The sequence below is a fragment of the Bordetella pseudohinzii genome, from assembly GCF_000657795.2.
Lineage (GTDB): Bacteria > Pseudomonadota > Gammaproteobacteria > Burkholderiales > Burkholderiaceae_B > Bordetella > Bordetella pseudohinzii.
The window spans coordinates 86,610-112,303 of sequence record NZ_JHEP02000015.1; the positions used below are offsets into that span (position 1 = coordinate 86,610).

At 65.8% G+C, this 25,694-nt stretch carries 24 protein-coding genes and 1 tRNA gene; 16 read left to right on the forward strand and 9 right to left on the reverse strand.

Annotation, left to right across the window (positions count from 1 at the left end; all coding sequences use genetic code 11):
* The first annotated feature begins 213 nt into the window (after positions 1-213).
* From L540_RS17750 to L540_RS17780, 7 genes are all read left to right on the forward strand, one after another.
* Entirely contained in the window at positions 214-1,086 is an 873-nt protein-coding gene (locus tag L540_RS17750) for a hypothetical protein (protein WP_043213659.1), read from the forward strand.
* A gap of 13 nt (positions 1,087-1,099) precedes the next feature.
* Complete coding sequence (locus L540_RS17755) at positions 1,100-2,044, forward strand: ABC transporter permease (protein ID WP_043213660.1); 945 nt, start codon at positions 1,100-1,102, stop codon at positions 2,042-2,044.
* Positions 2,041-2,862 carry an ABC transporter permease gene (locus L540_RS17760; protein ID WP_043213661.1) on the forward strand — a complete coding sequence of 274 codons (822 nt, stop codon included), beginning with the start codon at positions 2,041-2,043 and terminating at the stop codon, positions 2,860-2,862. Before L540_RS17755 ends, L540_RS17760 begins: the two co-directional genes overlap by 4 nt.
* Positions 2,859-4,514: an ABC transporter ATP-binding protein gene (locus tag L540_RS17765; protein WP_043213662.1), complete on the forward strand. Its 1,656-nt coding sequence runs from the start codon at positions 2,859-2,861 to the stop codon at positions 4,512-4,514. Before L540_RS17760 ends, L540_RS17765 begins: the two co-directional genes overlap by 4 nt.
* Positions 4,515-4,600: 86 nt before the next feature.
* Positions 4,601-5,221: a GntR family transcriptional regulator gene (locus L540_RS17770; protein ID WP_043213664.1), complete on the forward strand. Its 621-nt coding sequence runs from the start codon at positions 4,601-4,603 to the stop codon at positions 5,219-5,221.
* Between the two features lie 113 nt (positions 5,222-5,334).
* Positions 5,335-6,891 (forward strand): ABC transporter substrate-binding protein, encoded by a 1,557-nt coding sequence (locus L540_RS17775; RefSeq protein ID WP_043213666.1) that lies wholly within the window; start codon positions 5,335-5,337, stop codon positions 6,889-6,891.
* Between the two features lie 230 nt (positions 6,892-7,121).
* Positions 7,122-9,224: a cation:proton antiporter gene (locus L540_RS17780; RefSeq protein ID WP_043213670.1), complete on the forward strand. Its 2,103-nt coding sequence runs from the start codon at positions 7,122-7,124 to the stop codon at positions 9,222-9,224.
* Between the two features lie 6 nt (positions 9,225-9,230).
* On the opposite strand, the gene L540_RS17785 is transcribed toward L540_RS17780, so the two are convergent.
* On the reverse strand, positions 9,231-9,815 hold the full coding sequence (locus tag L540_RS17785; protein ID WP_043213672.1) for a DcrB/PsbP domain-containing protein: 585 nt from the start codon (positions 9,813-9,815) through the stop codon (positions 9,231-9,233).
* 86 nt (positions 9,816-9,901) lie between these two features.
* Positions 9,902-11,188: a phospholipase A gene (locus L540_RS17790; protein ID WP_043213674.1), complete on the reverse strand. Its 1,287-nt coding sequence runs from the start codon at positions 11,186-11,188 to the stop codon at positions 9,902-9,904.
* Positions 11,189-11,464: 276 nt separating this feature from the next.
* On the opposite strand from L540_RS17790, the gene L540_RS17795 reads away from it, so the two are divergent.
* A tRNA-Arg gene (locus L540_RS17795) sits at positions 11,465-11,538 on the forward strand.
* On the opposite strand, the gene L540_RS17800 is transcribed toward L540_RS17795, so the two are convergent.
* The 7 genes from L540_RS17800 to L540_RS17830 form a co-directional block, all read right to left on the reverse strand.
* Positions 11,512-12,111, reverse strand: coding sequence for a nucleotidyltransferase family protein (locus L540_RS17800; RefSeq protein WP_048026599.1), 600 nt, complete (start codon positions 12,109-12,111; stop codon positions 11,512-11,514). The two genes, L540_RS17795 and L540_RS17800, sit on opposite strands and share 27 nt — an antisense overlap.
* A gap of 10 nt (positions 12,112-12,121) precedes the next feature.
* Positions 12,122-14,413 carry a xanthine dehydrogenase family protein molybdopterin-binding subunit gene (locus L540_RS17805; protein WP_043213675.1) on the reverse strand — a complete coding sequence of 764 codons (2,292 nt, stop codon included), beginning with the start codon at positions 14,411-14,413 and terminating at the stop codon, positions 12,122-12,124.
* Positions 14,410-14,883 carry a (2Fe-2S)-binding protein gene (locus L540_RS17810; protein WP_043213677.1) on the reverse strand — a complete coding sequence of 158 codons (474 nt, stop codon included), beginning with the start codon at positions 14,881-14,883 and terminating at the stop codon, positions 14,410-14,412. Before L540_RS17810 ends, L540_RS17805 begins: the two co-directional genes overlap by 4 nt.
* Before the next feature lie 126 nt (positions 14,884-15,009).
* On the reverse strand, positions 15,010-16,188 hold the full coding sequence (gene argE / locus L540_RS17815; RefSeq protein ID WP_043213680.1) for an acetylornithine deacetylase: 1,179 nt from the start codon (positions 16,186-16,188) through the stop codon (positions 15,010-15,012).
* A complete protein-coding gene (locus L540_RS17820; protein WP_043213682.1) occupies positions 16,185-17,162 on the reverse strand; it encodes a LysR substrate-binding domain-containing protein in 978 nt (325 codons plus the stop codon). Before L540_RS17820 ends, argE begins: the two co-directional genes overlap by 4 nt.
* 181 nt (positions 17,163-17,343) lie before the next feature.
* Positions 17,344-18,015 (reverse strand): DUF1028 domain-containing protein, encoded by a 672-nt coding sequence (locus L540_RS17825; protein ID WP_043213684.1) that lies wholly within the window; start codon positions 18,013-18,015, stop codon positions 17,344-17,346.
* A 19-nt stretch (positions 18,016-18,034) separates the two neighbouring features.
* Complete coding sequence (locus tag L540_RS17830) at positions 18,035-18,448, reverse strand: RidA family protein (protein WP_043213687.1); 414 nt, start codon at positions 18,446-18,448, stop codon at positions 18,035-18,037.
* Between the two features lie 434 nt (positions 18,449-18,882).
* On the opposite strand from L540_RS17830, the gene L540_RS17835 reads away from it, so the two are divergent.
* The 8 genes from L540_RS17835 (at position 18,883) to L540_RS17870 (ending at position 25,672) form a co-directional block, all read left to right on the forward strand.
* Entirely contained in the window at positions 18,883-19,671 is a 789-nt protein-coding gene (locus tag L540_RS17835; RefSeq protein WP_043213690.1) for a maleate cis-trans isomerase family protein, read from the forward strand.
* A gap of 69 nt (positions 19,672-19,740) precedes the next feature.
* Positions 19,741-20,532: a transporter substrate-binding domain-containing protein gene (locus L540_RS17840; protein WP_043213692.1), complete on the forward strand. Its 792-nt coding sequence runs from the start codon at positions 19,741-19,743 to the stop codon at positions 20,530-20,532.
* Positions 20,533-20,596: 64 nt separating this feature from the next.
* The gene (locus tag L540_RS17845) at positions 20,597-21,313 is read left to right on the forward strand and encodes an ABC transporter permease (RefSeq protein ID WP_043213694.1); all 717 of its coding nucleotides are present in this window, start codon (positions 20,597-20,599) and stop codon (positions 21,311-21,313) included.
* A complete protein-coding gene (locus L540_RS17850) occupies positions 21,303-21,992 on the forward strand; it encodes an ABC transporter permease (protein ID WP_043213698.1) in 690 nt (229 codons plus the stop codon). The genes L540_RS17845 and L540_RS17850 overlap by 11 nt, the downstream gene beginning before the upstream one ends.
* 19 nt (positions 21,993-22,011) lie before the next feature.
* Positions 22,012-22,797 (forward strand): amino acid ABC transporter ATP-binding protein, encoded by a 786-nt coding sequence (locus L540_RS17855; protein ID WP_043213700.1) that lies wholly within the window; start codon positions 22,012-22,014, stop codon positions 22,795-22,797.
* A 98-nt stretch (positions 22,798-22,895) separates the two neighbouring features.
* A complete protein-coding gene (locus L540_RS17860) occupies positions 22,896-23,921 on the forward strand; it encodes an ABC transporter substrate-binding protein (RefSeq protein ID WP_043213703.1) in 1,026 nt (341 codons plus the stop codon).
* A 73-nt stretch (positions 23,922-23,994) separates the two neighbouring features.
* Positions 23,995-24,849: an ABC transporter permease gene (locus tag L540_RS17865; RefSeq protein WP_043213798.1), complete on the forward strand. Its 855-nt coding sequence runs from the start codon at positions 23,995-23,997 to the stop codon at positions 24,847-24,849.
* Between the two features lies 1 nt (position 24,850).
* On the forward strand, positions 24,851-25,672 hold the full coding sequence (locus tag L540_RS17870) for an ABC transporter permease (RefSeq protein WP_043213706.1): 822 nt from the start codon (positions 24,851-24,853) through the stop codon (positions 25,670-25,672).
* The last annotated feature ends 22 nt before the right edge of the window (positions 25,673-25,694 follow it).

Genomic DNA, 25,694 nt, shown 5'->3' on the forward strand with positions numbered 1-25,694 from the left:
CATGGCGTGGGGCGGGCATGCCCGGCGCGCCCGCCCCAACACATCCGTTTGCTCCTTTCGGCGCCAGCTTCTCCCATTGCCCAGCCTAGGGGGAAACCCCGCTTGTTGCCCCGGACGAGCTGCTCCTAAAATTGGCGCCAATTTGCGCAATTATTTTGCTCTGCTCCACGCCCGCGCCGTGTTGGCGCGGGCGATTCTGTTCCCGAGGAATCCATGTCTGAAGTCAATGCCACCGAGGCCGCCGCGGCCGTGAATGACCGGGCTCGCGCCATCTACGACCTGGGTCACAGCACGATTTTCGCGGCGCGCACCGATCCGCGCTTTTCGTACTGCATGTACGTGCCGCCGCATCTGGATCAGGCTCGCCGGCCCATGGAACTCGTGGTGATCGTGCATGGCACGGGCCGCGCTTTTGTCGAGTACCGCGATTCCTTCTCCGAGTTCGCGCGCTGGAACGATTGCATCGTGCTTTGCCCGCTCTTTCCGGTAGGCGTGCGCGGCGATGGCAACCGCGACGGCTTCAAGCACCTGGTCGAAGGCGATATCCGCTATGACCAGGTCCTGCTGGACATCGTCGGCGAAGTGGGCGAGAAGTTCGGTCTGGACGTGTCGCGTTTCGGGCTGTTCGGCTTTTCGGGCGGCGGCCAGTTTGTCAACCGCTTTACGCTGCTGCACCCGCAGCGCCTGTGGGGCGTGTCGATCGGCGCGCCGGGTTCGGTCACGCTGCTGGACACCGAGCGGGATTGGTGGGTGGGGGTGCGCGACATGAAGGCGCGCTTTGGCCGCGATCTGGACATCGAGGCGTTGCGCCGGGTGGCCGTGCATATGGTGGTGGGCAAGGCCGACCTGGAAACCTGGGAAATCACCCACAAGGAGGGCGGCAAGTTTTATATGCCCGGCGCCAACGACGCCGGCCGCAACCGCCCCGAGCGCCTGCAGTCGCTCAAGCGCTCCTTCGAGCAGGCCGGCGTCAACGTCACCCTGGACATGGTGGACAACGTGCCGCACGACGGCCTGAAGTGCGTCGGCGAGGTCCAGGACTTCTTCGCTCGTGTCCTGCGCGACAAGCGCGGCGACAAATCCTGATCCGGAGGTCGCGATGCTGCGCTTTGCGCTTTCACGTATCGTCATGGCCATTCCCACGCTGCTCATCGTGGCGGTGGCCGTGTTCGTTCTCATACGGCTGATACCGGGCGACCCGGCCCAGTTGCTCCTGGGCGACCTGGCCACGCCGGCCTCGCTGGCCGACCTGCGGGCCCGCCTGGGTCTGGACCAGAGCTGGCCGGTGCAGTTCGGCATATGGTTCAACAATATGCTGCACGGCGATCTGGGCCAATCCATCAACACGGGCCAGCCGGTCCTGGGCCTGGTGTGGGAACGCTTTCTCGTCAGCGCGCGCGTGGTCGTCGCCGCGGTCCTGTTCGCCACCCTGGTCGCGGTGCCGGCCGGCATGATCGCCGCCTGGAAGCAGAACAAGACGCCCGACCTGTTCCTGGTCAGCGCGGCGACCCTGCTGGTGTCCATCCCGACCTTCTGGCTGGGCCTGCTGCTGCTGCTCTTCTTCGGCCTGAAGCTGCAGTGGCTGCCCGTGGTCGGCTATGTCTCGATCAGCACCGATTGGAAGGCCGGCCTGCTGTACCTGGTCATGCCGGTGCTGACGCTGTTCCTGCACGAGATCGGCGTGCTCATGCGCATGGCCCGCGCCAGCACGCTGGAAGTGCTGCGCCTGGACTACATCACCCACGCGCGCGCCAAGGGGCTGTCCGAGTCGGCAGTCCTGATCCATCACGCCTTCCGCAACTCCTTCGGACCCACGTGGACGCTGATCGGCCTGGTGCTGGGCAATCTGCTGGGCGGCATCGCGGTGGTGGAAACCGTGTTCACCATCCCCGGCCTGGGCCGGCTGCTGGTGGACGCCATCTTCGCCCGCGACTATCCCGTGATCCAAGGCTGCCTGCTCTTCGTGGCCGTGACCTATGTGATCGTCAACCTCGTGGTGGATCTGTGCTATCCGCTCTTTGACCCCAGAGTGACCGCAGAATGAAGAAATCCCTAGCCGCCAATGCCTGGGTGGGCGGAGTCATCGTGGCCGTCATGGTGGCGGCCGCCATCATGGGCGCCGTCTGGACGCCCTATGACCCGCTCAAGATCAACTTTCTTGCCCGCTTGAAGCCGCCTGGCGCCGAATTCCTGCTGGGCACCGACGAGTTCGGCCGCGATGTGCTGTCGCGCCTGCTGGCCGGCGCGGCCAGCAGCGTCTGGATCAGCGTGCTGACCGTGGGTTTCGCCATCGTCGCCGGGACGGCGATCGGCATCGTCACCGGCTATGTGCGCGGCTGGACCGACCGCATCATCATGGCGTTCAACAATGCGCTGCTGGCCTTTCCGGGCCTGTTGCTGGCGCTGGGCCTGCTGGCCGTGGTCGGCGCCAACAAGTACGGCATCATCCTGGCGCTGGGCATGGCCTATACGCCTTCGGTGACCCGCATCGTGCGCGGCACGGTGCTGTCGCTGCGCGAGAAAGAATTCATCGAGTCCTCGCGCGTGCTGGGCAATTCCGAGCTGTACACCATGTTCCGCCATGTCCTGCCCAATTGCGTGGCGCCCTTGACGGTGCTGGCGACCTCGATGTTCGGCTGGGTCATCCTGGCCGAGAGCGCGCTGTCCTTCCTGGGCCTGGGCGTGCCGCCGCCGGCGCCCACCTGGGGCAATATGCTGGCCTCCGCGCGTCCCTTCATGGCGCAAGCCACGTATCTGTCCATTTTCCCGGGGGTGTGCATTGCCCTGGCGCTGCTGGGCATCAACCTGCTGGGCGACGCCATCCGCGACCGCCTGGATCCGCGCATGAGGGGATCGCGATGAGCGCCCTGGTATCGGTTTCCCATCTTTGCCTCACGGTCGGCCGCGGCGGGCGCGAGATCGTCAGCGATGTTTCCTTCGAGGTCGCGCCCGGCGAGATGGTCGGCATTGTCGGCGAGTCGGGCAGCGGCAAGACGCAGGCCGCCCGCGCCATCCTGGGCCTGACGCCGCAGCCGCTTGTGGTCAGCGGCGGCCAGATCCTGTTCGAGGGCCAGGACATCGTCAAGGCCAGCCAGGCGGAACTGCGCAAGCTGCGCGGCGCGCGCATCGGCATGGTGTTCCAGGAGCCCATGACCTCGCTGAACCCGTCCATGCCCATCGGCCGCCAGCTGGACGAGGGCCTGGCCCTGCACCGCAAGGATCTCAAGCCCGAGGCGCGGCGCGAACGCATCCTGGAGATGCTGCGCCGCGTCGGCATCCGCGATCCCAAGGCCGCGATGACGGCCTGGCCGCATGAGTTCTCCGGCGGCATGCGCCAGCGCATGATGCTGGCCTCGGTGATGCTGCTGGAGCCGGCGCTCCTGCTGGCCGACGAGCCGACCACGGCGCTGGATGCGGTCGTGCAGCGCGATGTGCTGGAACTCATGGTGGACCTGACGCGCGAGCACAATACCGCCGTGCTGATGATCAGCCACGACCTGCCCATGGTGGCGCGCTACACCGAGCGCATGGTGGTGATGCGCCATGGCAAGGTGGTCGAGACCGGCCGCACCGACGCCATCCTGGCGCGTCCGCGCGAGGACTACACGCGCAAGCTGCTCGATGCCATGCCTCGCCGCCAGGCCGCGCGCCCGCCTATTGTCTCGCCGCCCATCGTCGAGGTCAGGAATCTGGTGATCGACTATCGCGGCCATCAGCGCCTGTTTTCGCGCACGGCGGGCAAGCGGGCCCTGTCGGGTATCGACCTGCAGGTGCGTCCGCGCGAAGTGGTGGCGGTCGTGGGCGGCTCGGGCTCGGGCAAGACCACGCTGGGCCGCGCCATTGCCGGTCTGCTGGCGCCGACTTCGGGCGAGATCCTGTTTCGGGGGCAGCCGGTCAGCCGGCGTTCGGCCGGCTGGGCCGATTACCGCCTGAATTGCCAGATGGTGTTCCAGGACCCGTATTCTTCGCTCAATCCGCGCATGACCATAGGCCAGCTGGTGGGCGAAGGTCTGCGCTTGCTGCAAGGCATGAGCGAGCGCGACAAACAGCGGCGGGTCGATGAGGTGCTGGCCGAAGTCGGCCTGGGTTCGGAGTATGCCGCGCGCTATCCGCACGAGCTGTCGGGCGGACAGCGCCAGCGCGTGGCGATCGCGCGAGCGGTGGTGCGGCGTCCGGCCTTTGTCATCGCCGATGAACCGGTGTCGGCGCTGGATGTCACGGTGCGGGCCCAGGTGCTGGACTTGTTCGCCGACCTGCAGGAGAAGCATGGCTTTTCCTGCCTGTTCATCAGCCATGACCTGGGCGTGGTCGAGCAGGTGGCCGACCGCGTGATCGTGATGCGCGACGGCGCCATCGTGGAACAGGGCCGGCGCGACGAGGTGTTCGACCATCCGCGCGAGGAGTACACGCGCACGCTGCTGCGCGCGATTCCGGCGCTGGAGCCGGTGGACACCGGCGGGGTGCGGCTGCGCTGGCGGCTGGACGGTGAAATGCCTCGGGCCGCGCAGGCCTGAAAGAGGATGCAGGGCCGGTCCGGACCGATGTTGGCCGGACGGGCTTTTGCATAAAATGACTGGTTTCGACACGCGGGAGCGATTCAATGCCCAAGGTGGCAGCCACGCAGCCAACCCTGGCCGACCGGATCGCCCGGGACATTCAGTCCGGGGTGTATGGGCCCGGGGCCTGGCTCAAGCAGATCGATTTGCAGGAGCGCTACGGCGCCAAGCGCCTGGATGTGCGGCGCGCGCTCGACCATCTGGCTGGCAAGCGGGTGATTTCGCACATCCCCAACCGGGGCTACCACGTGTATGTCCCGGATCCCGAGCTGCGCGACCAGATCCGCGATATCCGCGTCATTCTCGAAACCGGCGCCGCGGTCGACCTCATCCCCCATGTCACCACGGCCAAGCTGCGCGCCTTGCGCACGCTGGCCGAGCGTTTTGCCGACATGCTCGACGACGGCACGCTGATGGAGCAATACGAGGTCAACCTGGCTTTCCACGCGGCGCTCTACGATATGTGCGCCAACCGCGAGCTGGTGGCCCTCATCCATGAGATGCGCGGCCGCTCGCCCTCGGCGCCGAGCGCCGAGTGGGTCACGCGCTCGCGCGTCGAGCAATCCGCCCGCGAACACTTCGAAATCGTCGACGCCGTCGAGGCCGGCGACCTCAAGCGCCTGCAGAAAATCATCACCGTGCACATCCGCCAGGACATTTCCTGAACCGGCCTGGCCGGGGCAGGGATAGTCCGGATGGTGCCCTTGCCCCGCCGCCGCATAATAGCCACTGTTATTGGCGCCAATTTATGTACCAATGGTGCCTGCATGGAGCTTTCATGATCTTGATCTCTCGCCCCTTGGGCGCGCTGGGCGCGCTGGGCGCCGCCCTGGCGCTTGCCGGCGCCGCGCAGGCCGCCACCTTGACCATCGCCGAACCGGCCGACATCCGCTCGACCAATCCCGGCGTCAACCGCGACAACACCACCGACGGCGTGGTGCTCAACATGGTCGAAGGCCTGGTGGGTTATCGCGAGGACGGCTCCGTGGGGCCGTTGCTGGCCAAGTCGGTGGACGTATCCGGAGACGGCCTGGTCTATACCTTCAAGCTGCGCGAGGGCGTCAAGTTCCATAATGGCGCGACCCTGACCTCGGCCGACGTGCTGTGGAATTGGCAGCGCTATATGGACCCCAAGACGGATTGGCGCTGCCGCAGCGATTTTGACGGCCGCAACGACCTCAAGGTGACCGAGGTCAGCGCCCCGGACGCGCATACGGTGGTCATGAAGATCAGCCATAAGTCGGCCGTCTTCCTGGACTCGCTGGCCCGCACCGATTGCGGCATGACCGCCATCGTGCACAAGGATTCGGTCAAGGCCGATGGCGGCTGGGACAAGCCCATCGGCACCGGGCCCTTCAAGTTCCGCGAATGGAAACGCGGCGAATACACCCTGCTTGACGCCTTCAAGGAATACCAGTCGCCGGCCGGCGACAAGCCCGACGGCTATGTGGGCCGCAAGCGCCCGCTGGTCGACGAGGTGAAGTTCCTTGTGGTGCCGGATCCCTCGACGGCCAAGGCCGGCTTGCTCTCCGGCGCCGTGGACGCCAGCCAGATCACCAATAGCGACGCCGGGCAGCTGCGCGCCAATCCCACGCTGCATGTTTTCGTGCCGCACGACGCCACCAAGCATGTGCTGCTGCTGCAGACGCGCGATCCGCTGCTCAAGAATGTGAAGCTGCGTCAGGCCATTGCCTCGGCGCTGGATGTGCCGCAGATCGTGCAAGCCGCCTCCGAAGGCCTGGGCACGCTGAACAGCTCGGCCGTGCCGGCCGGATCGGCCTACTACAGCCAGGCGCAGAAGCGCAGCTACGCCTACGATCCCGCGCGCACGCAGCAGCTGCTCAAGGAAGCGGGTTACAAGGGCGAGCCCATCGTCATCTACGCCAACAAGCGCGCCCATGTGCCCAGCTATCAGATCGCCGTCATGTCCCAGGCCATGCTGCAGGCCGCCGGCGTCAATGCGCAGATCGAGGTGATCGAATGGGCCACGCAGCTGGACCGCTACAACTCCGGCAAGTACCAGATCAGTTCGTTTAGTTATTCCTCGCGCCTGGATCCGGCCCTGAGCTATGAACAGTTCGCCGGCGACAAGGACAAGCAGCCGCGCAAGGTCTGGGAGGATCCCAAGGCGCTGGGGCTGATCGACGCCAGCTTTCTGGAGTCCGATCCCGCCAAGCGACAGGCGCTGTTCGACCAGCTGCATGGCCTGATGCTGGAGCAGGTGCCGCTGATCATTTTCTTCAATGGCGCCGACGCCTGGGCCGTGAACAAGCGCGTCAGCGGGTTTTCCGCCTGGGAGGGCAAGCCCCTGGCCTGGGAGGCCGCCATCCGCTGATGCCTGCCTGGCGGGCGTTCGTCCCCAAGCCCGGTCTCGGCCGGGCTTGACCTTTATCAAGGTCCGCCGGGCCCTTCCTGACTACCATGGGTTTGTCGCGGCTTCCCCGAACCGGTCGCGACAATTCGCAATAGGAACCTCGAGTTGGCCCTGGAGGCTTGCCTCCAGGGCACTTTTTTTGGTCGGGCGGCATGGCTTATAGTGACGCAACGGGGTCACTGCGAGATGCCATGCTGATCAATATGCTGTTGCTCCTGGCCTGCCTGCTGGCCATCATTTCGCTGGTGCAGGCCGTGGCGGCGAGGCTGGTGCTGCCCGAGGCCAGCATGCTCTGCCTGGTCGGCATCGGCATGGCGGCGCTCTATGCCTGGCTCACCTCCTCTGCGCCTCACGAGCAGCGCCTGTTCTTCGATCCCATCATCGCGCCCACGCTGCCGGCGCAAGCCTATCTGTGGATTTTCCTGCCGCCGCTGTTGTTCCAGGCGGCGCTGGCCGTGGATGTGCGCGAACTGCTGGTCGATGTCGCGCCCGTGCTGCTGCTGGCCGTGGTGGCGGTGTTTGTCTCCACCGCCGTGGTCGGCCTGGCCGTGGCCTGGCTGGGCGCGGGCGGGCTGGCCGCCGGCCTGCTGCTGGGCGCGGTCATCGCCACCACCGATCCTTCCGCCGTGATCGCCATCTTCGAGCGCGTGGGCGCGCCGGCCAGGCTTACCCGCCTGGTCGAAGGCGAAAGCCTGCTCAACGACGCGGCGGCCATCGCCATCTCCACCGTGCTGGCGGCTTATCTGACGGGCGACGCGGCCACGGCCACGCCGGCCGCCGGTCTGAAGCAGCTGGCATGGACCTTTCTTGGCGGCCTGGTCTTCGGCGGCCTGGCGGGCCGGCTGGGCGTGGCCTGCTTTCCTTTCATGGGCGCGCGCGGCAAGGCCGAAATCGCCCTGAGCCTGGCCCTGCCTTACCCCATTTATCTCGTGGCCGACCACTACCTGGGCCTGTCCGGCGTGGTGGCCGTGGTGGCGGCCGGCCTGGTGGTCAGCGGCATGGCGCCCACGCGGCTGCCGCCCGTGCTCTGGGGCCATATGCGCATCGTGTGGGACCAGGTGGCCGCCATCGCCGGCGCGGCGGTGTATCTGCTGGCCGCGCTGCGCATCCCCTATCTGCTGGAGGGAGCCACGCTGCGCGACCTGCTCGTCCTGCCCATCGTGGTGCTGGCCGCCCTGGGCGCGCGCATGATGGTGCTCTTCGGTCTGTTTCCGCTGCTTAGCCGCTATAAGCTGGCCGAACCCATCAGCTCGGCCTACAAGCTGGCGATCACCTGGGGCGGGCTGCGCGGCGCCGTCACCCTGGTGCTGGCGTTGGGCATCGCCGAGTCGTCGCAACTGCCCACCGAGACGCGGCATTTCATTGCCATCCTGGCGACCGGCTTCGTGCTGTTCAGCCTCTTCGTCAATGGATCGACGCTCAGCAAAGTGATCCAGATGCTGGGGCTGAGCCGCCTGTCGCCGCAGGACGAGGCCTTGCAGCAGCAGGCTTTGCGCCTGTCGGCCGAAGAGGTGGGCCGCGCCGTGCAGGCCGCCGCGGCGGCGTTTCGCATCGACGCCAAAGTGGCCGACGAGGTCAGCGCCGAGTACCGGCGCGACATGGACTTGAGCGCCGCGGCGCTGGACCTGGACAGCGCCATCTCGGAGCGCGACCGCCTGTCCATTGGCCTGGTCGCCCTGGCCGCCAAGGAGCACGACCTGATCCCGCAGTATGGCGAGGGCGTGCTGACCGTCGCCAACCTGGACGCCATGATGCGCAATGCCGGCCTGATGCGCGATGCGGCGCGCAGTGAAGGCCGCCTGGGCTACAACCGCGCCGCGCGCCGCATCCTGGCCACCACCTGGGTCGACCGCCTGGTGCATTGGCTGCACGAGAAACTGCATATCGACTACCCGCTCATCTACCGGCTGAGCAACCGCTTCGAGCTGCTGGTGTGCCGGCGCGCGGTGCTCGAACAGCTGCGCGACTATGTGCGCCAGAGCATGGTGCCGCTGTTGGGCTCGCGCATGGGCGATGTGCTGCAGAACGTGCTGCAGACGCGCATCGATTCGGCCAACGAGGCGCTGACCGAATTGCGCACCCATTACGGCCAATACACGGCCGTGCTGGAGCGGCGGCTACTGGTGCTGTATGCGCTGCGCGACGGCCGGGAGCAGATGGAGCGCATGATGGCCGAGCATTCGATCTCCAAGGAGGTCTACGACTGGGTGATGCGCGAGATCGACCAGGCCTGGAAGAAGGGCATACGCCGTCCGCGGCTGCATGGCCATCATGGCGACGCATCCCGCTCCTGAGCGCGGTCAGCGCGGGGCGAGGGCGGCGACCTTGGCCGGCATGGAATCGAGCACGCGCTGCACCAGGCCGGCATGGCCCTGGGGATCATCCTCGCGCGAGACGATCTGCACCACCACCAGACGCGGGCCGGAGCCTGCCAGCAGGCTGGTGTTCAGCGTGGGAGTGCCTGCGAAACTGCCTTTGGCATCGATGCGGCGCAGGCCCAGGACGCCGGCGCGCAGCGCGTCTTCGCCCAAGGGCCGGTAGTCCGCCGAGGCCTGCTTCTGCTGGCTGACGAAACCCTGGGCCGCGCCGCTCAGGAACACCTTGTCATCGTCGGCGGCGGCCACTCCGCCGGGCGTGGGCGCTTCGCTCACCACGACGACTTGCCGCGCATCGGCGTTGACAAAGAGCCGCCCGCTGGCGCCGGCGGTGCCATCTTCGGCGCGGCCGGGCGGCAGATCGCTGGCGGTGAAACCGGCGGGCAGGTTGAACTTGAGCTTGCCTTGCAGCAGGCTGACCGCCTGCGGCGGCGCGGGCGCGGCCTCCTGGGCCTGGACGCCCAGCGCGCACAGCATCAAGGCCAGGCTGGTGAACAGACGGCGGTACATGGCGGTCTCCGAATCGTCGGGCAGGCCAACATGCTACACGGCGCGGCGCTTCCGGGCCGTGACAAGATCTGTCTCGGGGACGGATCTTAAGGCACGATGGACAGGCCGATACGGAACTGCGATTCGTTGCGCTGGTTATAGCCCAGCAGGGTTTCGCCGTAGCCGTTGAAGTACTGCAGGTGCAGATAGCCGTTCATATCCAGGAAAGTGCGCTTGAGCGGCCAGCTGAAATCCAGCTGGGTGGTGCGCCGCCGGCTGTCGCCCTGGCGGTACATGGCCGACACGACCGCGCCGCCGTCCTGCTCCCAGCGCAGCTTCCAGTCCACATGTCCGGCGTAGTCCGCATAGTCGCGGTTTTCGTCGGCCACGCCGAAATAGGCGCGCACGCGCGGCGCGAAGGACAGGGTGCTGCCGCCGCTCAGGCGGTAATAGAGCGCCGGTTCCACATAGGCGTCGTTGAGCGACCGCGAGTCCTCGCCGTCCTTGCCGTTGGAGCGGTGCTCGACCCCGGTATTGACGCCCGCGCGCCATGTCGCATCCGCGGAGGACCACAGGCGATCGGATTTCCAGAACAAGCTGGGATTGAAGGTGGTGTCGATGAAGGGCATCGAATCGCCTTGCAGATCCCACAGCGAGGTCTGGGTGTATCCCAGATAAAAGTTCTCGAACCAGCGCGGATCGCGGCCGTCGGCCGGGCTGAAGAGCCGGTATTTGGCGCTCAGCTGGAAGCGCGCGGTCGTGCGCCCTCGCCAGCCGATGTCGAAATACATGGGTTCATAAGCCGATATGGCGCTGCGGAAGCGGTCAAAGCCCGAGTTCTGCGTGACGGCCTGTTCGCGCGCCACGCTGTCGGGCGCGGGGCCGCCTTGCGGCGAGGCTCCGGCGGCCACCACGGCCGCTTCGGGAACCGGCTGGCCGCTGCGCGCATCCGTCACGGGGACATCGGCCGATTGGCTGGCCAGCGTGCCAGCTTCGCGTCCGGTGGCATCCAGGGCCATGAGGGCCGGCTCGCCTTCGATGCTGACGGCCTGCAGGCCGCGGGCCGAGACGGGCACCACGGCCGCCCAGGACAGCCGCGCAAAATTATTGACCGGCACGCTCAGGGCCGAGGGATCTCCCTCCAGCCGCGCAAAGGTGCGCACCACCTGGCCTTGGGGATCGCGCCACTGCAGGACCAGCCGCGCGGGCGGCTCCCAGCGCGCCAGGTCGTTGCCGTCATTGAAGTAGACGGCCTCGATGCGTACGGTGTCGCCGGGGGCCGCGGAGGGGCGGTCCAGTCGATAGGAAACGCCTGCGGCGGCGGGCAGGCCGGCGGCCAGCAGGCCGGCCAGTGCTAGGGCGCGCAGGGCACCCGAGGCAGTCGCGTGGGACATGGCTTAGAGATGGCAATAAAGACGGGGCAATTTAGCATTTTGTCCCGGCGCAATGTTCAACCGCTGCGTGCCGCGCGCAACCGCATGTAATGGACCTGTCACCCGCCCGCCGTGTTCGCGGGGCCGCGACTGCTCGCCGAACCGTCGCGCGCAACGGGTTACAATGCCGCGCGCTGCCCTTGGCCCGGCGGGATAGCGCCCTGTCTTCCGGGCCAGTGGTCACGCGCTGATATTACGATTGATAGAATTGCGTGGCTGGCAGTGTTTCATCGCGATGCGACGGTAGCTCAGTTGGATAGAGCAACAGCCTTCTAAGCTGTGGGTCACAGGTTCGATTCCTGTCCGTCGCGCATTTTCCAGTCCCGAAGCCGGGCCAGCGCTAACATGGCTTCGGCCTGCGCCAGATCGTCCTGCGTGTCGATGTCCATGGCGATCCCCGGATCGTCCAGATCCAGCGCGTGCACCGCGTCTCTATCCCGATAGGCCCGCACGATGGCGGCCGCGCCCCTGTCCCCGCCCAGCGCCATCAGCGCCTGGGCGCATTCGGCGCGGAAGCCAACAGGATGTCCCTGCTGTCCCTTCCAGGACGGGACCACCACGGGTTTGGAAGCCAGGGCTTGCGCCACCCTGCGCAGGCTGCCCGGGTCGATAAGCGGCAGATCGCCGGGCAGGATCAGCCAGCCGGCGGCGTCCTGGGTCGCACCGACGCCTCTGGCAATGGAGTCGCCCATGCCGCCCTCCGGGCAGGCGCCTTCTCGCCGGACCACGTGCCAGGGCAGGCCGGAGGCGGCGACGGCGCCAAGCACGCGCTCCAGCACGGGCAACCCCGCCAGCATGGCATCGAGTTTGTGCATCGCGCCGCCAGACCGCTTGAAGCGCTCCCCCCGGCCGGCGGCCAAGACGATGACGGTAGGCGCCTGCATGGCCCTGGCCTCAGGCGATCCGGCGCACGGGCAGCTTGCGTATCCGTTTGCCGGTCGCGGCGAATATCGCGTTGCATAGGGCGGGCGCCACGGGCGGAACGGGCGGTTCTCCCACGCCGCCGGGCGGCAGGGCATGGTCATCATTGACCAGATGCGTACGGATCACCCGCGGCGACGCATTGTGGCGCAGCACTTCATAATCATGGAAGTTGCTTTGCTTGACACGCCCCTTCTCAAAACTGATCTCGCTGGTGAGCGCCAGGCTCAGGCCCATGATGGCGCCGCCCTCCATTTGCGCGCGGATGCGCTCGGGGTTGATCTGCGGGCCGCAATCCATCGCCATGTCCACGGCAATGATCTGCAGCTCGCCCTTCTCGTCCACGGCCACTTCGATCACGGTGGCGGTGTAGCTCACGAAGCTGTAGCAGAAGGCCAGGCCGAGGCCATGGCCCTTGGGCAGCTTCCTGCCCCATTGGGCGCCTTTGCAGGCGGCCTCGATCACGCCGCGCAGGCGGCCCGTATCGTAAGGGTAGCGCTCGGGGGATTCCGAATAGTTCCAGGTGTCGGCCAGCGAGCCCGGGTCGATGCGGCGCGCCGGACCAATAAGGTCGAGCGCGAAATCCCTGGAGTCCTTGCCAGCCTTATGGGCCAGTTCGTCGATGAAGCACTGGGCCGCGAAGGCATGGGGGATGTTGGCGACCGAGCGGAACCACCCGATGCGGGCATGGGCTTCCACTTCGGCGGTTTCCACCTGGACGTTGGGAATCTGGTAGGGCATGTTGATGGCGGACATGGCCGATTCAAACATCTGCTGGCCTTTGGCGCCTTCGGAGAAGAGCGAGGCGATGGTGGGCGCGGCGCTGCGGTGCAGCCAGGACTGAACCTGCCCGCTCTTGTCGATGACCGCCTCCAGGCGCTCGACCGACACGGTATGCAGGTAGTCGTGATGGATGTCGTCCTCGCGCGTCCAGACCAGCTTGACCGGCGTGCCCTCGGGCATGGCGCGGGCGACGATCGCGGCCTCGTCCACAAAGTCGGGCTTGGACTTGCGGCCGAAGCCGCCGCCCAGCAGCAAGACATTGACCGTGACGTTGGCGGGTTCGAGCTTCAGCCGGGCCGCCACGGCATCCCGCGCCGCGGCGGGGTTCTGCACAGAGGTCCAGACTTCGGCCTTGCCTGCCTTGATCTGGACGGTGGCCACGGGCGGCTCCATCGACGCATGGGCCAGATGAGGGACGTAGTACTCCGAGGCCAGGCGCTCGGCCTCGGGCGCTTTGCCCCAGGTTTGCGCCGTATCGCCTTGCTTGCGTATGGTCTTGCCGGGTTTGCGCGCCGCCGCCTCCAGCGTCTGGCGGTAGGCGGTGGAGTCGTAGCCGGCGTTAGGGCCATCGTCCCATTCGATCTCCAGCGCATCGCGGCCCTGGCGGGCCGCCCAGGTGTTGCGCGCGACGATGGCGACGCCGCCCAGGGGCTGGAAGGCCGGCGCGCCTTGCATGGGCGGGATTTCCACGACCTTCAGCACACCCGGTAGCGCCAGGGCCTTGCTGCTGTCCAGGCGACGCAGCTTGCCGCCGACGACGGGGGGGCGCGCCACCACGGCATACACCATGCCAGGCAGGCGCACGTCCATGCCGTAGGTCGCCTGCCCCTTGCCGATCGCCTCCAGATCCACGAGGCGGACCTGGTCCTTGCCGATATAACGGAACTCGGCCCGCTCCTTGAGCTTGAGCGCCTCGCCCTTGGGCACCGGCTGCTTGGCCGCTTCGGCCGCCAGCTCGCCATAGGCCAGGCGGCGTCCCGATGGCTGATGCACGACCTCATGCTGCACGGCCTTGACCTCCGCGACAGGAACGGCCCATCGCGCCGCCGCCGCGGCTTCCAGCATCTGGCGGGCCGCCGCGCCGGCGCGCCGCATGGGCATCAGGAAGTGGCGGACGCTGCGCGAGCCATCCACGTTCTGATTGCCATAGCGCGCCTCGTCGGCGGGCGCCTGCTCCACCTTGACGCGATCCCAGCGCGCTTCCATCTCGTCGGCCACGACCATGGGCAGGCTGGTGCGCACGCCGGTGCCCATTTCCGCGCGGTGCGCGACGATGGTGACCGTGCCGTCGGCGGCGATGCTGATAAAAACCAGCGGATCATCGACGGTGCCGCCGGGCATGCTGTCGGCGCCGTACTTCCGGGGGGCGGTCTCCGCGGCCCAGACGGTGGTGATCAAGCCCTTGGCGGTGACGGCCAGGGTAAGCGCGCCCAGGCCGCCCTGGAGAAAGCTGCGCCGGGAAAAATTCGCGGTGTCCATCATTGCTTTCCTCCCTGGGCCAGGCGCTTGGCGGCCTGGTGAATGGCGGCGCGGATGCGGGGATAGGTGCCGCAGCGGCAGAGATTGCCGCTCATGGCGTCCTCGATGTCTTGATCCGTCGGCTGGGCGGTGGTTTTGAGCAGGCCGACCGCCGTCATGATCTGGCCAGCCTGGCAATAGCCGCACTGCGCAACATTCTGGTCTATCCAGGCCTGCTGCACCGCCTGGCCGACAGGGTCCGCCGCTATGCCCTCTATCGTGGTGACCGCGCGGCCGGCCACGGCAGAGATGGGCGTGACACAGGCGCGGATGGGCGTCCCATCCATGTGCACCGTACAGGCGCCGCACAATGCCATGCCGCATCCGAACTTGGTGCCGGTCATGCCGAGCTCGTCCCTCAGGGTCCAGAGCAAGGGCGTTTCGCCGGGCACGTCGACATCCTTCGCCTGGCCGTTGATGTGAAGTTGGGTCATAGCGGAATCCTTGGAGGGGCGCGCGGGACAGGCGGTGGCCTGCCACAGACGGGGGAAGACGCCTTATTTATATCGGAATTCCGCCAAAGATTCCCAGAAAGTTTCGTTACCTCTTTTGGCGGCGCCTCAGCGCAGCTCAAGAAAGGCGGTCAGCTTGGCCAGCATGGCGTCGCAAGCCTCGATCTGCGAGACGGCGACATATTCGTCGGCCTTGTGGGCCACCTCGATGCTGCCGGGTCCGCAGACCAGGACGGCCGTCTCTTTCCAGCATTGCTGGAACAGGCCGCCTTCGGTGCCGAAAGCGACCTTGGTCAAGGGCGTGCCGGCCGGCAGCCAGGAGGAGAGCAGCGCGACGGCGCGCGAGTCGGCTGCGGTGGCCAGGCCCGGATAGGTGTTGACCAGCTCCACCTTGGGCGGCTCGGCCTCGGGCAGTGTATGTGCCTGGCGCATGCGCGCCTGGGTCAGTTCCAGCACCCGCTGGAGAATCTCGTTGGGGTCGTCTTGCGAGACATTGCGGATCTCGAAATTGACCTCGCATTCGGCCGGCACGATGTTCAGCGCCGCGCCGCCCTTGATGGTGCCGGCGTGCACGGTGGTGTAGGGGACGGCGTAGCCATCTTCGCGCGCGCCGTGCTCGGCGAGGTCGCGCTGCACGTCGCGCAGCGCGCCGATCAGGTCGGCCGCCGTGTGGATCGCATTGACAAAGCGCGGCGCCAGTCCCGAGTGGCCGGCCTGGCCGCAGCACAGCGCGCGGTAGGCGGCCTTGCCCTTGTGCCCGGTGCCTATCTTCATCAGCGTGGGCTCGCCCACCACGCAGAGCATGGGCGCGGGTTCGAAATGCTCCAGCGCCCGGATGAGGTGGCGCACGCCCACGCAGCCGATCTCTTCATCGAAGGACAGGGCCAGATGCAGCGGCCGCCGCAGGGGGCGGCCGGCGGCGGCCAGCATGGCCATGACGGCACAGGCGACAAAGCCTTTCATGTCCGAGCTGCCCCGGCCGTAGATCAGGCCGTCGCGCTCGGTGGCCGCGAAAGGCTCCACGGTCCAGGGCTGTCCCGCCACGGGCACGACATCGGTATGGCCCGAAAGCAGGATGCCGGGCACATCGCGGGGACCGACCGAGGCAAACAGATTGCAGCGGCTGCCGTCCCGCGGGTCGGCGACCACCATGCAGGCTATCCCCGCTTCGGCCAGCAAGTCCTTCACGCGGGTGATGAGGCCGGCGTTGGGCGTCAGCGTGACGGACGGAAAGGCCAGCAGTTCGCGCAGGAGTTCGATGCTGTTGCGGGGAGCGGGCAGGGTCATGGCGATTTGGACTCGGGAAGATCCGGGACATAAGGGTCGAAGAAGCTGCCTTCGCTCATGCCCGGTATGTATTGATCCGAAATATAGGCGCGGCAGCGCTGCATGAAGACGTCCGTCAGCCGCGAGGGTTTCATGGGTTTGTAGGTGCTCAGGCCGAGCAGCATGGGGCGGTGCTCGCCCGCCAGCCGCAGTCTCACCAGGCGCTTGCCGTCGAGCGACTGCGTGGATTTGGGGCGCACGTTAAAGAGGGCATAGCCGATGCCGTTGGCCACCATGGACCGGACCACGTCTTCCGAGCGGGAGCGGGCGACGATATTCGGTTCCAGGCCGAACTTGGCGAACAGCGACATGAAGTAGTCGCGGCTCAGGGGCAGGTCCAGCAATACCATCGGCAGCTTGGCGAGGTCTTCCAGCGTGACGGCGATCTGCTCCGACAGGGGATGGAGCTCGCTGACGATGACATGGGGCGGCAGGCGCGCCAGCGTCTCGAAGTGGATCTCGTCGCCCAGGCGCAGGTCATAGGTGAGCGCCACGTCGATATCCAGCGTATGCAGCTTGTCGATCAGCAGCTGCTGGTCGCCCTCGATCATATGCAGGTCGACCTTCTCGAAGGCGCGCGAAAAGCCGAAGATCACCTCGGGCGCGATCATGGCGGCCAGGGACTGGAAGCAACCCACCCGCAGGGTGCCCTGGATGGCGTTGCTCGACAGCGAGGCGATTTCGTAAAGCCGCGAGGCGCGCTCCAGCAGTTCTTCGCATTCGCGCATCACTTGCTGCCCCAGCACGGTCAGGGCCAGCCCCTTGGAGGGATGACGCACGAACAGCTGTACGTCCAGCTCGGTCTCGACGTGCGCGATGGCGGCGGAAATCGAGGGCGCCGATATATGGATCTGGGCGGAGGCGGCAGCGATGCTGCCATGCTTGGCCGTGGCGACGAAGTACTCCATCTGGCGCAGAGAAATGCGATTGAGCATGGTCCGGGGAGAGAAAACAAGGGCAGGCGGGGCGCCGGAGGGCGGATGGCGATCCCTTGCGGGAGCATCCACCGAAGCCGGGCGCCGGCCTCGGCCGGCGCCACGGTGCAAAAGTTTAGCCACTATGCCCGCATTGCGGGGCACGGCGCTCCTCGGGTTTTCTCGCACGCCAGGGCGGCGCCTACAGATTGCCAGGCACGCCGAAACTGGGCGCGGCTCGGGGATCTCTGGCGCGGGTGATGTAATCCTGGATCTGCGGTTCATACACTTTCCAGGCGGCATAAAGCGCCTGCACCGGGCCGTCGTCCACCCAATCCATGCGCAGATCGACCATGGGCCAATCGAGTCCGCCATAGACCAGCAGGCCGGCCGAATGCACCGGCCCTTCCTCGCCGCCGGCGGCCTGGCCGGCGAGCATGGCCTGCATGAGGCGTTCGGCCAGGCTGCCCTGGGTCTGCTCGAAGGCGGCGAGCATGGCGGCCGGCACATCCAGTGTCGCGAGCATGTTGCCGGCGCAGGCCGCGTGCTCGCCTTGCGCGCTGGCCAGGCGGCCCAAGGCATTGTCCCCCGTGAAGACAACCGGCGCATGCCGCGCATCGATGGCCATCAACTGCCGGTAGGAGATGAAGGGGCGGTCCTGCAGCGACCGCAGCGCCTGTTCCGGCGTCTGCCCGGCGGCCATGGCCTCGAGCATGAGCGGACCCAGGGCGGGATCGGTGATGTTCTGGCTGACGGCGGCGCCCACGCCCGCGCGGGCGCGGATGCAGCGGGCAGCGACCGCCGGCGACGAGGAGGAAACAGCCGCGCCGAATTGGCCCGAGGCCGGGCAGCGCGCGATGATCGAGAAAGTCATGACCTTGGCCTTTGCTCAGTCAATCGGGAATAACGGCAGTCGCGTCGACCTCCACCAGCCATTCGGGGCGCGCCAGGGCCGAGACCACGATGCCGGTAGAGACCGGGAAAACACCCTTGAGCCATTTGCCGACGACGCGGTAGACCGGCTCGCGATAGCGCGGGTCGATGATGTAGATGGTGATCTTGCAGATGTGCTCGAGCTCGCCGCCGGCCTCTTTGAGCAGCATGGCGATGTTCTTCATGGCCTGCTCCGTCTGTCCGGCCACGTCGCCGATGCAGACGCTCTCCGAGGTGTCCAGGTTCTGGCCGATCTGCCCACGCAGGAACACAGTGCTGCCGCGCGCGACCACGGCCTGGCACAGGTCGTTGTCCAGGTTCTGCTCGGGATAGGTGACTTTGGTGTTGAAGGTGCGTATGCGCTTGTGTTTCATGGCTCTCGGAGTATTAGGGTTTATCCGGGGAAGCGGCGCCTGCGTGGCGCGTCGACCGGCTTGTGCCGCACACCGATGGTCGGTCCAACGTTAGGCCGCGCCTATTTGTTTTTTCTGGTGTCCTGTCTCGGAAATCCTGACGCGCCCGCCGCGGCCGCGGCGAGCCATCAGGAAAACCTATCCCGGTCTAAGGAAAAGGCGACTTGGAGCCTTTGGGGGCTCTCTCTCATCATTGGCTTTCGCTGGGGCGGCCGGTCGGGCGAAGGGCGATGTCCCCGGCGCGAACCGGCCTTCGGCGATGGCGCCACCGGCGCGCACTATCACAGACAGGGGTACCAGATGCTTCGGGGAAATGCATGGCTGGTTGACCGGCGCCATTCGATGGCGCACGCCGTGATGCCTGGAGCGAGGGCCCGCCACATGGAGGTTCCGCGTTGAACACCGCTTCAAAACAGGCTGCAAATGCCTATCCCGCTTTCCGCTATGACGGCTCGGGCGATCTCGCCCGCATCGGCCTGATCTACATCGCCTCCAGTGTGGTGATGGAAGAGGAAATGTGGGCGATGTCAGCGCCGGGAGTCTCCACGCATACTGCCCGCATCAAGTTGCCGAAAGTAACTGTCCAGGGCATCGAAGAGATGATGAATGCGCCGGAACTCGAACAGGCCGCGCGCCTGGCGGGCGCGGCTCCCATCGATGTGCTGCTCTTTGGCGGCACCAGCGCCTCCTTCCTGCACGGCACGGCCTATGACCATGCCCTCATCAAGAAGCTCCAGCAATGGGTGCCGGGCCCCCGGATCACGACCGCCTCGACCGCCACGCTGGCCGCGCTGAAGAAGGTCAAGGCCGGCAAGGTGGCCCTGGCCACGCCATATCTGCCGGAGATCCACGAGCGCGCCATCCGCTTTCTGGAAGAAAACGGGCATGAGGTCGTCAAGAGTGCCTGCCTGGGCATTTCCGATGATCATGCGCTGGCCGAGGTACCCCTCGAAAAAGTCTATGACCATGTGCTCTCGGTCGATCATCCCGATGCGACCGCGGTTTTTGTTTCCTGCACCAACTTTCGCACGGTCGGCGCCATCGAGGCCCTGGAAAACAAACTCGGCAAACCCGTCATCTCGGCCATCCAGGCTTCGTTCTGGCATTGCCTGGAACTGACGGGGGCGGCGGGCGCCAAGCCCGGCTACGGCCAACTCTTCGCGGGGAACGTCGCCCGGGACTGAACACAGCGCAAGTCCGCCGGGCCCGGACCTCACAAACGGCCCGAACAGTCGATACAAGGGGAATAACAAATGCACTTTCGACACAGCATCACGACGCTCGCCATCGCTGGCGCGGCGCTTCTGGGCCATGCGCCCGCCCAGGCCGAAAAACTGGTGCTGGGCAACGAGGGCAGTTACCCGCCCTTCAGCATGGTCGATCCTTCCGGCCGCCTGACCGGCTTCGAGCCAGACCTTGCCCGCGAGATGTGCAAACGCATGAATGCCGAGTGCGAATTCGTGGTGATGGACTTCAAGGCGCTGATCCCAGCCTTGCTGCAGAAAAAACTCGATGCCGTGGCCAGCCAGACCAAGCCCCTGCCCGAGCGCAAGGAAAAAGTGCTCTTCGGCCGCCCCGTGCTGTTCAACCCGGATTCCTATGTGGTGCCCGAGTCCAAGAACTATACCTTCACGCCCGAGGGCCTGAAGGGCGTGCGCATCGGCCTGCAGCGGGGATCGGCCCAGGCCAAGTACGTGGGCGAGAAGTATGGCAACGCCGTCCAGATAGTCTTCTATGACAACCCGGACCAGATCCGCCTGGACCTGGCCAACGGGCGGCTGGACATGAGCCTGGGACCCAAGATCAGCTGGACCAATGAGTTCCTGTCCAAGCCCCAGGGCAAGGGCTGGAAGTTCGCCGGCGGCGATCTGTGGACGGGAGGCGGGGAGGCCGGATCAAGCTGGCTGGCCAGAAAGGACAGCGGCGAACTGCTCAATCGCATGAACGCCGCGCTGGACACCATCATCAAGGATTGCACCTTCACCAAGCTGCGCAAGCCGTATATGGATGTCGAACTCCTGCCGGAAGAGTCGGCCTGCAGGTAAGGCAAGCCAGGGCCCGCGCCGGCGGCGCGGGCTGTATTTTCCACGCGCTAGCAAGGATGACGACATGCCTTCTATGGGTTTCGTGCAGCAACTGGCGATCGGCGGCATGACGACCATACAGGTCGCCGTCTGCGCCTATCTGCTGGCGCTGGCCATCGGATGTTTTTTTGCCCTGATCACGCTCAAGCCGACCTTGCCGGCCAAGCTGGTCTGGCTGCCCTATGCCTCGATCTTCACCGGCGTGCCCTCGCTGTTGGTCGGTTTTCTGTTCTATTACGGCGGATCGGAAATCGTCGCCGGCCTGCTGGCGCCCTTCGGCCTGGACAAGCGCGTGGAAATCACGCCCTTCATGGCGGCGGTGGCCGCGCTGGGCATGGTCTATGGCGCCTACCTGGCCGATCTCATACGCAGCGCCATTCAGAACGTGCCGCAGGGACAGTTCGAGGCGGCCCGGGTATTGCTGATCCCGCGGCATACCATCTGGCTGCGCGTGATATTGCCCCAGATGCTGCGCCTGGCCCTGCCAGGCATGACCAATATGTGGATCGTCGTCCTGAAGGACACCGCGCTCATCTCGCTCATCGGCCTGAAGGAAATCATGGCTTATGCCAAGCTGGCCTCGGGCGTGACCAAGGAGCCCTTTGTCTACTACATGCTGGCGGCGGCCTTCTTCCTGGCGATGACCTGGCTGACCTATTACGTGGCGCGCCATATCGAGGTCTGGGCCGGCCGGGGTTTCCATCCCGCGGTTGAAGGACGGAGGGCCACCCATGCACTTTGACTTCCAGGTGGCCTGGGAGAGCCTGCCCAAGCTGCTGGCCGGAACGGCCACGACGTTCGCCGTCCTGCTGCCCGTGCTGGTAATCGGGCTTTTGCTGGCCATCCCCGTGGCGCTGGCCTGCTTCAGGCCGGGCGCCCGTTCGGTCTTCGCCGGCGCCTATATCGGCTTCTTTCGCGGCGTGCCCAGCCTGGTGCTGCTCTACCTTATCTATAGCGGCTTGCCGCAGTTTCCCATCGTGCGCGAGACCTTTCTGTGGAAGGTCTTCTCCAATGCCTATGTTTGCGCCTGGCTGGGCCTGGCCTTGACGCACTCGGGCTATTTGGCGGAGATCATCCGCGGCGGCCTGGCCGCCGTCCCCAAGGGCACGCTGGAGGCGGCCGAAACGCTGGGACTCAAGCCCAGGCAGATCCTGTTCCGCCTGCGCCTGCCCCTGGTGGCCAGATACATCATCCGGGCGTACCAGAACGAACTGCTCATCATGGTCAAAAGCACGGCCGCCGTCAGCGCCATCACGCTGGTGGACCTGACCGCCGCGGCCAACACCGTCTTTGACTACACCTACGATCCCTTCACCCCCTTGATCACGGCGGCGGCCATCTACTGGTGCATCACCAACAGCATAAGGCTCGGTTTTTCGGCGGCGGATCGAAAGCTGAACCGCTATCTCGTCAAGACCTGAGCGCAGAGCGTCCAACACCATGACTGCCATTCTCACCCGCGTCACACAACCGCCCGCCTCCGCCGCCTCGGACACGACGCCCGCGGTATCCATCGCGGGGCTGAACAAGTACTACGGCAAGTTCCACGCGCTGCGCGACATCCATCTCGACGTGTCCAACGGCGAGATCGTCGTGCTTTGCGGACCTTCCGGTTCCGGAAAGTCCTCGCTCATACGCTGCATCAATCATCTGGAACAGCATGATTCCGGCCATATTCATGTCAACGGCCTGCCCTTGACCCGGCGCCCCGAGGACGTGGAGAAAGTCCGGCGCCAGCTGGGCATGGTGTTCCAGGGCTTCAATCTGTTTCCGCACATGACGGTGCTGGCCAACTGCACGTTCGCGCTCAAGCTGGCGATGCATGTGCCGGCCGGGGAGGCCGAACAGACCGCGCGCGAGTACTTGCGCAAGGTCAACGTCATCGAGCAGGCCGACAAGTACCCGATACAGCTTTCGGGAGGGCAGCAGCAGCGGGTCGCCATTGCGCGGGCGCTGTGCCTGCGTCCGCGCATCATGCTGTTCGACGAGCCGACCTCGGCGCTGGACCCGGAGTCGGTCGGTTCGGTGCTGCGCATCATGGAAGACCTGGCCCAGACTGGCATCACCATGATCTGCGTCACCCATGAAATGGGTTTCGCCCGCAAGGTGGCCGATCGCTGTGTCTTCATGGAGCGCGGCGAGATTCTCGAAACCGGCCATGCCCAGCAGTTTTTCGATGCTCCCAGGAGCGAACGCTTGAGGAGTTTTCTCGACCAGGTGTTGTAGGGCGGGCGCCGGCCGTCGGGTCGGATGAAGCCTTTGCATGCCGATCCCGGCATTTCACAGTAGTACTTCGATCGCAAACAAATTGACAAGGGGTTGTGATGATTAAAGAACTGATTTCGGCCGGTCTGCTGGCCGGCGCGGTCGTGGCGGGCGCGGCGCAGGCCCAGGACGCCCTGGTCGTGAGCACCTGGGGCGGAAGCTTCCGGGATCTCATCGACGAAAACATCGGCAAGGAGTTCACGCGCCAGACCGGGGTGCCGGTGAAATACATCACCGGCGGCACCATCGACCGCCTGAACAAGGCCAAGCTTGCCGGCAAGCCGGAAAGCGACATCACCTTCACCACCTCGCACATCGGCTGGCTCTACGTCAACGCCGGTCTCTACGAGAAGCTGGACCTGAGCAAGATCCCGAACTATTCGCACCTGGTCGACCGCGCCAAGATCAGCCCCTACCATATCGGCAGCTGGGCTTATGTCTACACCATCGGCTATCGCCCCGACCTCGTGCCGGCCGGCATCAAGTTCGATAGCTGGAACGATTTGTGGAATCCCGCGCTCAAGGGCAAACTGTCGGCGCCGGACTTCGATCCCAGCCATATCATCGCGGTGTCGGCCATGCTGTCCGGCGGCGACGCGGCCACCTGGCAGAAGGGCGAAGAAAAGCTCAAGGCGCTCAAGCCCAATTTCAAGGCCTTCTACACCAATGACGCCAATAGCCAGCAGCTGATCGCCGCCGGCGAGACGCCCGCCCAGGTCTTGCTGTCCATGAACGCCTATTACATGATCGGGCAGGGCGTGCCCATCAAGGTGGCGATGCCCAAGGAGGGCGCGGTGCTGGGCGTGGACACCATGGCCATCATGAAGGGCAGCGCCAAGGCCGACCTGGCCTATAAGTTCATCGACATCGCGCTCTCGCCCCAGGTGCAGGCCAAGATCGTGGCGGCCAAGAAGGCCAGCCCGGTGGTCGATAACGCCCAGGTCTCGCCCGAGGATGCCGCCTTGCCCGGCGTGTTCACCACCAAGCAGCAATGGGACACCCAGGCCATCGTCATCGACGACAAGCTGCGCGCCGAGAAGACCGCCGAATGGCGCAAGTGGTTCACGGAAAACATGATGAACTAAGCGTAGTCCGGGGCGCCGCCGGCCGTCACGGGCGGCGCCTGTCTTTGAACGCAGAATAGGGATGGACCTGCCTATGGACGCACGCAACACGCTCAGGGGATGGCTGATTTCCCCGGCAAGTTTCGTGGCGCTTTGCATCTGTGTCGCGCTGGCGACCGTGCTGCAATACAGCTTGCGTACTTTTATTCCCGGCTCGCTGGATGTCGGCGGCCTGACCCTGGCCAATTTCTCGGGCCTGACCAAGCCGATCTACCTGGACGCCTTCGTCAACACACTCAGGCTGAGCGTGGAGACGACGGTTTTTTCCTTGCTAGTGGCCTATCCACTGGCCTATGCCTTGGTCCGGGTGCGCAACCGCTTTATCAAATCCTTTGTCCTCATCGTTTCCATCACGCCGCTCTTCCTGGGTGAGATCGTGCGCACGTATTCCTGGATCATCGTGCTGGGGAACAATGGCTTCATCAACACCATGCTGCGCAAGCTGGGCTTGATCGACCAACCGCTGACCCTGATGTTCAGTCATCTTGGGGTGCTGGTGGCCCTGGTCCACGTGACCATTCCGGTGGTCGTGCTCATGCTGGCCACCGCCATCTCGCATATCGACCGAGACTACGAAAAAGCGGCCGAGAGCCTGGGCGCCGGGCCGGTGCGCACCTTTCTGACAGTCACCTTGCCCTTGTCCATGCCCGGCATCCTGGCCAGCATCACCACTTCCTTTGCCTGGACCTTCAGCGCCTTCGCCACGCCGCAGATGATAGGCGGCGGGCGCGTGCCCACGGTGTCCACCCTGGTCTATCAACTGGGCTTTTCATCCATGAATTTTCCGCTCGCGGCCAGCCTGAGCGTGGTGGGGCTGGGCCTGACGGCGATCGCGTTGATGTTGCTTGGTCGGGTGACCCGGCGCCTGAAAGCCATCGGAGGACACTGATATGAGAATCCGCAGCGCCGCGCCCCTGTGGCTGCGCATCGGGGCGCCCATCTTGATTGCGCTCATCCTGGCCTTCGTGCTGTTGCCCGTGGTGGTGGTCTTCCTGGCGTCTTTCAATGACAAGGCCTTGCTGACGTTTCCGCCGGAATCCTGGTCCTTGCGCTGGTTCCGCCGGGTCTTCACCTATGCCGATTTCCGCGATGGTTTTCACGCCAGCCTGGTGGTCACGATCTGGTCTTCCGTGCTGGCGCTGGTCATCGGGACCGGCCTGGCGGTCGCGGTCAAACGCATGGAGTTCCCGGGCAAGAACCTCCTGCAGGCCATTCTGCTGTCGCCCCTGGTGATTCCGCACTTCACCGTGGGCCTGGGCCTGCTCATCCTGGTGGCGCAGCTGGATATCGAGCGCGGCTATGGCCTGGTGATCCTCTGCCACGTCATGCTGGTGCTGCCTTTCGTGCTGCGCAGCGTCTATGTGTCCATGGAGAACCTGGACGAGCGCCTGGAGCAGAGCGCGGCCAGCCTGGGCGCTTCGCCGCTGCGCGTCTTGCTCACCATCACCGTGCCGCTGCTGGCGCCGGGCATGTTCGGCGGCTGGATGTTCGCGGCCATCATGTCGTTCAGTGAGTTCACCGCCTCGTTGTTCGTGACCACGCAGCGCACACAGACGCTGCCCGTCACCATGTACAACTACGTGCGCGAGTTCGCCGATCCGACGCTGGCCGCCTTGTCGGTGGTCTATATCGTGCTGACGGCGGCGCTGCTGATCTTTGCCAACCGCTTCCTGGGCCTGGGCCGTGTCCTCAACATCGAAGAGCCGCGCTGACAGGGCGGCGGGCCGGCGGCCC